Source organism: Kitasatospora sp. MAA19, from assembly GCF_029894125.1.
Lineage (GTDB): Bacteria > Actinomycetota > Actinomycetes > Streptomycetales > Streptomycetaceae > Kitasatospora.
On the sequence record NZ_JARXYZ010000055.1, the window covers coordinates 22,228 to 32,386 of the forward strand.

Consider the following 10,159-nt stretch of genomic DNA (forward strand, 5'->3'; position numbering starts at 1 on the left):
CGGGGCTGCGTGCGGCGTGTCCGGGAACGGGTCGAGGGTGTGCTGGGACCAGGCTCGTGGTGGCTTGAGCCCTCTGGTGTGGTCTGGTCGCACCTGTTCGGGCACCCGGCCTGCGGCTGTCGGGGGCGCAGGGGGTGAACGTCCGTGCGTCAGCGATGGCAGAGCCCCCGGCACCGCCTCCGGTGGGTCCTTGATTCGGGCTGACGGCCGGCGGGGGTCGTGACGACGCTCACCGTGTTCGCGCCGTTGTCGCTCACGTAGGAGGAGAGAGAGTCTGGGGTGAATGCCACCTTGCTCAGGGCGGTGTCGATCACGTTCACGCTGACAGCCGCGTTGTTCACCACGTGGGCGCGGCTGCCGTTCGGGGTGACCGCGATCCCGGTGGGCCCGCCCCGACCGGCACGGTCGCGTCCGTCGCCGCCGGCCCTGCTGTCAGGCGGTCAGTCGCTGAGGTCATGACGTCCCCTCCGGTCAAACGGGGACCGTCGACGTCCAAAGGCCGTCGCGTTCACGACAGCCGACATGACGTTGGCTCCTTACCGGGGGCGCCCGACGGCTGCCGGACCGGGAGCACATGTTTGTCTCCTGAGGTCCAACGCATTCCCCCGGCAAGGGATGGGCGGCCCACCGGGTGTAATCGCTACGAGTAACTCATAGGGTTACAGAAGGTAGCCATCAGAAGACCTGCTTCTCACCCGAACGGCCGAGCGCGCTCTACCCGGAAACGATCCCGCACGTGCTGTCCACCCAGCCGCGACAGCCGCTTCCCCGCGTACCGCGGCCACACCTGCCAGCCCTGCAGCGTCTCGTTCGCGTTCCCCTGGGACGGCCCCGTCAGCAGACGCGGAGCGGCCTCCAGCGACCTACAAACCCTTGCAGGTCCAGGCCCGGGCGGGCGCTCGGCGCGGGCGCCCCGGAGGCGTTCCTGGTCCTCGCGACGGGCGGCCTCGCCTCGCGCTCGGCGAGAAGGCGTGTCTCCCACCACAGGTCGAGGAGGGCTGTCGCAGGGGGCAGCCACCTGTGGCACGACCTCCGTGTGCGGGTGCTCGAAGGAGGGCGGGCAGCGGTAGAGCTGCATGTTGTCGCTCCGCCCGATCTGGATGCGGGTATCGCTCGCAGCGCGGACTCGTCAGTCGCGGGCACGGAGGCTGGTTTCCTCGAGGTCGAGTTCGCGCTGGATCCGGCGCCGGGTGGCGTTGCTGATCATGTTCGCTTCGTAGAGGCGCTGGAGCTCGGCCGCCTCGATGCCGATGAGTGTCCGGCGTATCTCGCGGTAGGCGTCGGCGGGACGGGCGTCCGGGTCGCTGTAGTGGGCGTCTTCCGCTTGGTGGATGCGCGCTTCCAGATCGCGGCGAGCCTGTTTCACGGCGGCCTCGGCGGCGGCGCCCAGTTCGGCGAGCTCATCCAGATCGCCGAGCTGTTTGAGCTCTTCGAGAGCGGTGTGGGCGATGCGTCGGCGGGTCCGGGCCTCCTCCCGGGCGGTGTGCTCCGGTTCCAGAGCGATGCCCGAGCGGCGGACGACGGAAGCGAGGGTGAAGCCCTGGAACACAACGGTGAGCGCGACGGTCCCGGTGGTGAGCGTGAGAACGAGCGCCCGGTGCGGCAGCGGCGCCCCCGTGTCGGTGACCAGGGGGATGGAGAGCGCGGCGGCCAGCGGCATGACGCCTCGGGTGCCCGCCCAGGACAGGACGGCCGGAACACGCCAGGAGAGGCGACTGTCGCCGTCCCTGTGCCGGTAGTGGATCAGGGCGGACAGCGGGAAGATCCACAGCAGGCGGATCGCCAGCACGGTGAAGGCGATCACCGGCACCCACAGCGGCCAGCCGTGCTCGTCGTGCGCGAGGTGACGGACCGCGGAAGGGAGCTCGAGACCGATGAGGGCGAAGACGACGCTCTCCAGCAGGAAGGTCACGGTGTCGTAGACGGCGTGGACCTGGAGACGGACGGGGGCGTTGCCGAGCTTGTGGCCGGTGCTGCCGAGGACCACCCCGGACACGATGACGGCGGTCACGCCGGAGGCGTGCGAGTCCTCCGCGATGACGTACGAGGCGTACGGAGTGACCAATGCGATGACGGTCTCCAGCACGGGGTCCTCGGTCCGTCTGCGGATGAGGGTCACCACCGCGGCGACCGCCGCGCCGATGAGGGCTCCTCCGCCCGCGAGGATCAGGAACTGCTCGACCGTCCCGGACACCGTGATGGCGCTGCCGGAAACCGCGGTCGCCACGGCGACCTTGTACAGAACCAGCGACGTGGCGTCGTTGAACAGGCTTTCCGCCTGCACCATGGCCTGCACCCGCGGTGGCAGGGACAGGCGCCGGCCGAGTGCGGTAACGGCCACGGGGTCGGTGCTGGCCAGGACAGCGCCAAGGATGAACGCGGTCGCGATGGTGAGCGGGGTGATCGCTCGGGCGACGTACCCGACGGCGACGGCCGAGGCCAGGACCAGACCGAAGACCAGGCCGGTCACCGGCCGCCACACGCTGCGCAGGTCGCGAACGGAGATTTCCCCGGCCGAGGCGTAGAGCAGTGGCGGCAGCACCAGCACGCTGATCACGTGAGGCGGCAGGCGGACCTCGGGAACCCAGGGTATGAGCCCGACGACCAGACCGGCGATGACGAGGAGCGAGGGAGCGGGCAGGCGCCACCGCCGGGCACCGGTCGCCACGGCCGTGGCCAGGACCACGAGCAGCAGGATGACGGTCAGACCAGTCATACAGCGTCCCCAGTGGGTTACGGCTTGTTACCCCCTCTGACCAGGTGCTCTATCAACGTAACCGGATCACGGACGCCAGCGCACCGCCAACGGCGGCCCCGGCGACAAGGACGGACCCCCTGGACGGCGTACGGTGAAAAACAGTGCCGCGCCCATCGCGATGCGCTCACCGGGATGGGGCGCCGTTCGAGGCCGTGGTGGCACTCAGGCGGGGGGCGGCATCCGCTGAGATGACCCCCACGATGCGGACACACCTGACAATGGATCTTGTAGATCCAGGCAGGTGACGATCCGCGTGGCAGGGTTCAGGCGCCTCGCCAGGTTGGTGTGGCTTCGCCGGTAGGGCGTCGGGTCATGTCATCGACGCATGGCGAGGTGGATCACGGCCTCTGAACGGACGAGCTCGTTGCCCTCGGTCGGTTCCTTCCGGATCCGATCGAGAACGCCCGTCCACGACCAGGATCGGCCGGGGCGCCCCGGCGAACCGTCAGCCTGTCGACCGGGCTCTAATCCGTCCTCCTGACCGGCGTCCTGTCGGAGCTCTTGGGCCGCCGCGAGCGCTTCGGCGGACGGCGGACTGTACATCTTGCTGTGGCAGGCCGGCCTCGATACCGGGAGCGGGCGTTCGAGGCTGATCCCGTGCCGGCGGCCGATGACCGACAGGCTGGCACCGTCGGGCGCCAGTGAATGCTGAACGATCACCCTTCCACGAGGGGTCGTGATCGCCAGAAGGGGATCACCGAGCCTTCGGCGCACTTCCACGGTGTGACCGTGCAGATGCCGTGGAACCGCGTAGAGGTTGCCCCGGTAGGACACCATGCTGTTGGCCGAGACCGCGCAAGCCACGCTGATCTTGGCAGGGTACGGGTCGTGGGGAAGGTCGAGCAGGACCGTCGCAGCGGGCACGGTGTACCCGTCGTGGCCGCCGCTTGCCGCGGCCCGGCGAACGTCCATGAGCCTGGCCAGCCTGCTGAGGCTCTCCTGCGCCTCCAGCAGGCCGGTGTCCGCGCCAATGGTCTGCCACCACAGAACGAGTGCTTGCCTGATCGCCTCGTCGTCGGCGTGTTGCCCCGCCGGACAGAGATCCGCGACAACACCGTAGTGCTTCGCGACCTTGCCCAGCGCCGTGGCCAGTTTGCCACCTTCCGGGCAGTGGATCGGCTGCGTCCGGTCGAAGCGCCAGCGCCAGCCGGTTCCGCCGAACTGGCGCAGGATCCGGTCGACGGAGTCGACCAGGTGGCCGAGATCGATCTGCTCTGCGAGTGCTGCGCTCCAGCGCTGGGAGTGGGTCAGGCGTCCTACCAGGATGCAAGCATGAGTACTGCCCCAGTCCGCAGGGGGGTCGGAGAGGACGAACCAGCGGAAGTGCACTTCCTCCGCGTTGTCCGGCCGGCCGGGGCGGGCGCGGGGGGGACGCTGGCACAGCGGGCACCGGGGACGCAGCTGATGGGTCCGCAGAGCGCGGGTGAAGGTCGAGTAGCCGCCGCTGTAGCCCAGATCGACGAGTTCGGCGAACAGCGTCGACGCCTGGAAGTGGGCATCGTCCTGCAACCGCCGGCGGCAGTAGGGGATGAACCGCTCGAACTCGTCCCGGCCGGAGCTGCGGACTCCGACCGTGCGCTTCCCGCTCAGATAGGAGCTCACGGTCTTGCGGTCGCGGCCGAGGAGACGGGCGATTGCGGCGATGGACAACCCCCGGGATCGGAGGGCGCAGATGTTGATGTATTCCTCTCCGGTCAGCATTCCACTCCTAGCAGGCTTCGATATGGCGTACGGCTTCCTCATGGGACCCATGGGAAGCCAGGAAATATACACGAAGCCCGGGAGTGAGAGAAGAAAGGTTTTTGCAAGACATCGTCGATTGCTGTGCAATTTGAGTGAGCGAATAACCATGCAATCAATTGACAAAGGCCCCACGCATGCCATGTCAAGTCGCATACGGATCTCGGCCAAACAGCGGCCGGATCCCGACTGTTGAGTGCTTAATGATTTTCGCAAGCGTGCCATGGGGGGACGACTGGCATAGACCTCTGCGGATACGTGAGTGCTCGCGGTTCTCCCCGGAATTTCAGGCCAGACATGCGTCTGGCCGCCCGTCGCACAACTGTGCTCAGCGTGCCAGGGTTCGCATGGGCACGGATCCCCGGACGGTTGCCCTGCCGTGCCGCCGCTCAGCGAAATGGTCACTGGCATATGCCGGTGTGCACGCTCACCCGCGCGCCCCCCGTCTGCTCCCATGCCCGGTGTTCACCAGGCCCGGCGTCAGCAACGGTTGACACTTCGCAGGGTTCCGCGCCGCGCACCAGAAGCGCACGCGGCCGCCAGGGGGTCAACCCTCGGACGGCCCCGCCGGTGTGGCCAGGAGGAGCGCGCCCTGCGGTCCCGGGTGCCGGCTGCGCATCGCCCGCGTACGGCTCGACCACACTCTCGTGCAGCCGTATCCGGGCGAGGTCCGCAATCGGGCGCGGCCGGCGGCCTCGGCGAACGCGGCCCGGCGCTCGCGCAGCCGGTCGGTGCCGGCCACCGCCTGCGCCCACGGCCGCTCCGGGCGCTCGGTGTCGGGCAGCAGCTCCGAGGCCATGCGCGGGGTGGCGGTGAAGTACAGGCGGCGGGCGGCCGGGACCTGGTCGTCGTCGCGGGCGGCGGCCCAGGCCTTGACCTCGGAGCCGGCGGTGCGGTGGGCCTCGTCGACGGCGACCGGGTCCCAGGCCGCCGCGGGGCGGAGCCGATTCCTTCCGACGGGACCGGCGCCGGCGGCCCGCACCCGCACCGAAGGGCCGACCGCTACTCGGCGAGGAAGCCCCGCTCCCCGCGCCAGGGCCGTCCGCGGGACGGCCCTGGGTTGGTCCACGACGCTGACGCGGGCTCCGACGTTCCGTCACCATCGGCGTCGTGCGAACCGGCGCAACCGACCGGGAGGGCGCCCTGGCGCTACCGGCGAGAAGTGAGACCGAAGGCCGGAGACGGGCCACGCTCACAGCCAGCACGTGCCGCCAATTGGGTGATCTGGCGTCAAGCACCTTGCCTGCTTGTCACCTCAATGGGTTACTGGGAGTGTCCAATCCGGTGGGTCGCCCATCCTCTCCGGGGGAGTGGGGCGTCGGCCTGCCGTATGGCCGGTCACTACCGGTGGCGCCGTGGGCTCTCCTGGCAGGGGCGTGAACGATCCGCCCGCCACCGCGACCGGCGACAGTCATCCAGGGTCGTCTCGCCCTCACGCCCGGAAAGCGGCCCGGCCACACCCGTGGACCGGTCCGCCGGCGCCCGGTTCACCGCCTCGGCCGTCCGTTTCGCCCTCGCCGGGGCCTGGCCCGACCCGCACCGTGCGTGACCTGTGACTCTTCCTGGGCACGCACGGTGCGCGGTTCACCTCACCCCGTTCAAGGAGGCAGTCGTGCCCATCTCCCCCAACCAGGGATCGTCCGGCGGCGGACAGAGCGTCGTCATCACCGGCACCAACCTCGGTGGGGCCACGGCCGTGCACTTCGGCTCCAAGCTGGCCACCATCACCGCCAACACGGCCACCTCGGTCACCGTCATCTCCCCCTCCGGCAGCGGGGTGGTCCAGGTGACCGTGACCACCCCGGGCGGCACCAGCAACCCGCTGAACTTCTACTACGTCGGCGCGCCGTTCAAGGCCGCGCTCAGCGACACCTCCGGGCCGCTGGCGGGCGGCAACGTCATCACCATCACCGGTACGGGGCTGTCGACCGCCACCGCGGTGCACTTCGGGGCCAATACCGCCACGCCGACCGTCGTCAGCGACAGCGTCATCACCGTCGCCGTGCCCGCGGGCGCGGCGGTCGGATCCGTCGGGGTGAGCGTGACCACCGCGGGCGGAACCAACAACGGCTTCTCCTACACCTACGTGGACGTGCCCACCGTGACCGCTTTCACTCCCGCCTCGGGCCCGGCCTCCGGTGGCACCGCGGTCACCATCACCGGCACCTCCCTGAGCAGTACCCAGTCGGTCACCTTCGGTGGCCAGTCGGCCCCGTTCGTCGTCATCAGCGACACCACCGTCACCGCCGTCGCGCCGCCCACCCTCGACGGCGCCCCCGGGCCGGCCAACATCACGGTCACCAACACGGCCGGCAGCGTGACCGCCGCGACCCCGTTCCAGTACCTCGCGAGCCCGGGGGTCTGAGCCAGGAGTCAGACACTGACCACCTGAACCGCGTGGCCAACGAGGCCGTCCGCCCGGGCGGGACCGTCATCGGTCCCGTCCGGGCAGATCCCGTCCCACCGCACCCGGTGCCCGATTCCTCGGCCGGCCCCGGAAGAACGGGGTGGCCGCCTGATCGCACGACAGGACCGGCACGATCCACAGGGCGTGACCTTCGTCGCATCATGGAAGCGATCCGGTACGCCGACCGCACCGGCGTCCCCGGCGCTGCCTCCCGCACGACTTCGCTCCATGGGAGACCGTCTACGGATACTTCGCCGCCGGGCAGCAGGACGGGGGCGTTCGCCCAAGCTCAACGGCCCTCTGAGGTGCTTGGCACGAGAACGGGCGTGATCCCGAGCCGGGCGCCCGCGCGCTGGATCCCCAGAGCGTCAAGACGAGCCGCGCCGTGCCGGTGAAGGAGACCGGGGACGGAGGACACGCATCCGACTGTTGTCCGACGGACCGCCGGATGACGTTCCTGGCACGCCGGGCCATGACGAAGCCCGGTCATACGCGCCGCGACCGACCGGAGGCCGTGCACGGCGTTCACGGCTGCGGCGCGCTGGACGATGCCGCCCGCGTCGAGATTCCGGCCGTGGACCGGGCCCTTGAACATTCGCCGATGACGGGACCTCATGAGCGGCTGTCGCTGACCGTGCTGGCACGCGACGCGAACTCGATTGAAGCACCGTCAGGAGGTGCTGCAAGCATTCCAACTCTGTTCTCCAACTCTGTCCACTCCTCTTCCGGTCCGTCCGCAGGACATCCCGCGATAGAGAAGGGAGGAAGCAGACCGACGAGGAAGGAGAGCCGGGCGACCGCCTCGCGTCGGCCCGCAGAGCGTCCGACGGTACGGCCGATCCGAGCGCCGCTCCCGGACGGTTCGGGGAAAGCGGCGAAACCGCCGCCGAGGGCGCCCAGGTGCAGCGGATCGCCGCGATCTGGATCAGCGCACGCAAGGCCGCCGACTTCGGTCCACACCGCGGGGCGACGGCACTTCGGGACTTCACTGCGGCAACGACCACCGTTGGTGTGACCGAGCCGGCCGGTGAACTGGCCTGTGGCGGTCGCGACTTGGATGGGAACCGAGCAGCCGTCCTGGGTCGGCCTGGGCAAAGCCACCAACGCCCGGTACGCCGGTGCTGCGGCTGAGCCGGGCTTGCGGAGCACCTGGCAGCCGCCCCGGGTCGTTCTGCGGAGACTGCGACGAAGGCTGGGTCTGCAGCCACGTCAACGGCCTGGAGGCCGCTGATCGCTGTGGTTGCACGGGTAGGCCGGCGACTCGGCCGGTACCGGGCTGCTGAGGACTCTGACACGGCTGTGAGACTGATCGACCCGGCCGGACCGTGAAACAGCGCGCGAACCGCCCAGGCCACGGATCGCCGTCCGCCACGTGGGGCGCGACTCCAAAACCTCACTTCCACGAGAGCGGAGACGGCGTCCACTCGGTGGGAGCGTCGATCGTGCCCAGCCGCCGGCCCCGGCCGGAGGCTTCGCGCGGCGCGTCCCGGCTGGGATGAGCAATTCCGAACGGCAGAAGGTGGGGAATTTGTCCATCCGTGGCCGCGCCGTCTCTTGGGCCGCGGGCAGGGAAGTCGCGATCTTGCCGGGTGAGGAATAAGCACGCAAATCCCGCACAGACAGGTCTGTTTTCGCTGATCAGCGTCGGTCGCGCCGCTATGGCACTGGCCATTTCTCCGGATTGCGGGAGATGGCAGGACACTGCGCCAAGCGGGTGAAAGCGGGTCGGAAGGCTTGTCACCGATTTCACGGCTCTGGATTACTTTTCTGTATCCAACCGGCGGGCCGCCCAACCCTCCTGGGGGAACGTGCAGCCGGGCGCCCGCCGTGCTTCAGGCGGCGGTGACGTGCGGCTCGCGATGGGCACCCCCGTGGAGGATCTGGATCCATCTGCCGGCGCCGTCTCGGCGGTGCTGGCAGATGCGGCGGCTTACATACGCCAGGAGGCGTCATGCAAGCAATCCAAAGGTTCCGAAGCGTGCTGGCCCGTGCGGCGGCCGGGTGGTCTGCCGGCTCCTCTCCCTCGTACCGTCGAACGACGACTTCAGCGCTGTGGTGCTGGGGGCTTCTGTTGGGGTGGTACGTACCCACGGTGTTGGCGGAAATTCAGTCCGCGCGCGAACCGTCGACGACGAAAAGTGTACCCGCAGCCGCCTACGACCAGGTTTTTGAGCGGGACTCCGGCAGGATGCGCTCGGCCGAGTCCGTCCGTGGAAAGCACAGGCGGCGCCGAGGGCGGATCGGCCGAGGACGGCGTTTCGGCCGCACGGACGAGCGTCCCGACGACAGCGACCCGGGCAAACGGCGGTGAGCTCCTTCACGGGGACAAACAGGCCCCTTCGTGCCGGCCCACGTGGGTCAACGGCACTACCGGGCCACATGTCATGGCGTCAGACCACGTCGTACCTCGACTGCCTACGAGTCGGACAACGAGCTCGCCGGTCGGCCAGGCGTCGTCGTGCCGGTCACTTGGGCCCGACCTCGGGGCCCGCCGGTGAGGGTTCCCCGGAACGAATCCGGCGACCTCTCAGCCGACTCCGACCGGAGATGTGCTCGCGTCGCTCGCGGACGTCGCGGACGCCGGACCGATGGTCGTCACCGTACCCGGGACCGCCGATGCCCAGGACGTTCACCACTGGTGGGACCCCGGCGAGCGCACTCACCCGTGTCCTGCCGCCCGGACTCTGATGACCGGCGGCCCGCGCTCGACGCGGCGGTCGGGAGTCGGCACAAGCCCCGCTTCGGGCGGGGCTGTCCCGCCGCCCAGCGGCTCACCACCCCTGACGAGCCCCGGTCGATGTTCCCTCCGTCGACCGGGGCTCCCCACCTCGGCGCCCGTCGCATCCCTGGGCAGACAGCCGACGCTTCAGGCGCCTTGCGCACGCACGACATTCGTCAACTCGGAGACTGTACAACCCATGGGGGTAAGTCATGGTTGATCACAACATTCCGGTGATCGATTCGGTCAGTCCGGCGTCGGGGGCGGCGGGGTCGGTGGTGACGCTGACGGGCAGCGGGTTCACGGGGGCGTCGGCGGTGCGGTTCGGTGCCGTCGACGCCACGTCGTTCACGGTGCTGTCGGACACGCAGATCACCGCGACGGTGCCGGCGGGCTCGGGCACGGTGCAGGTGACCGTGGTGGCGTGGTGGTGGGGGGGTACCAGTAACGGTGTCGCGTTCACGTACACGGTCGCTGCTCCGGTGCTTGCTTCGGTCAGTCCGGCGTCGGGGGCGGCGGGGTCGGTGGTGACGCT

At 69.6% G+C, this 10,159-nt stretch carries 5 protein-coding genes; 2 read left to right on the forward strand and 3 right to left on the reverse strand.

What is annotated here, in order from left to right:
• Positions 1 to 1,129 precede the first annotated feature (1,129 nt).
• The 3 genes from P3T27_RS39285 to P3T27_RS41125 form a co-directional block, all read right to left on the reverse strand.
• Positions 1,130 to 2,716: a Na+/H+ antiporter gene (locus P3T27_RS39285; protein WP_280686146.1), complete on the reverse strand. Its 1,587-nt coding sequence runs from the start codon at positions 2,714 to 2,716 to the stop codon at positions 1,130 to 1,132.
• A 357-nt stretch (positions 2,717 to 3,073) separates the two neighbouring features.
• Positions 3,074 to 4,459 carry an IS21 family transposase gene (locus tag P3T27_RS39290; protein WP_280686147.1) on the reverse strand — a complete coding sequence of 462 codons (1,386 nt, stop codon included), beginning with the start codon at positions 4,457 to 4,459 and terminating at the stop codon, positions 3,074 to 3,076.
• 586 nt (positions 4,460 to 5,045) lie between these two features.
• Positions 5,046 to 5,486 carry a hypothetical protein gene (locus P3T27_RS41125; RefSeq protein ID WP_348534202.1) on the reverse strand — a complete coding sequence of 147 codons (441 nt, stop codon included), beginning with the start codon at positions 5,484 to 5,486 and terminating at the stop codon, positions 5,046 to 5,048.
• A gap of 624 nt (positions 5,487 to 6,110) precedes the next feature.
• On the opposite strand from P3T27_RS41125, the gene P3T27_RS39300 reads away from it, so the two are divergent.
• Positions 6,111 to 6,863, forward strand: a complete 753-nt coding sequence (locus P3T27_RS39300) for an IPT/TIG domain-containing protein (RefSeq protein WP_280686150.1) — start codon at positions 6,111 to 6,113, stop codon at positions 6,861 to 6,863.
• A gap of 2,973 nt (positions 6,864 to 9,836) precedes the next feature.
• Positions 9,837 to 10,159: IPT/TIG domain-containing protein (locus P3T27_RS39305; RefSeq protein ID WP_280686151.1), on the forward strand; the 323-nt coding region annotated here is incomplete at its 3' end.

What these genes read in the sequence shown, in the direction of transcription:
- P3T27_RS39285 (WP_280686146.1), bottom strand. Translation starts at nt 2,716, where the DNA reads ATGACTGGTCTGACCGTCATCCTGCTGCTCGTGGTCCTGGCCACGGCC.
- P3T27_RS39290 (WP_280686147.1), bottom strand. Translation starts at nt 4,459, where the DNA reads ATGCTGACCGGAGAGGAATACATCAACATCTGCGCCCTCCGATCCCGG.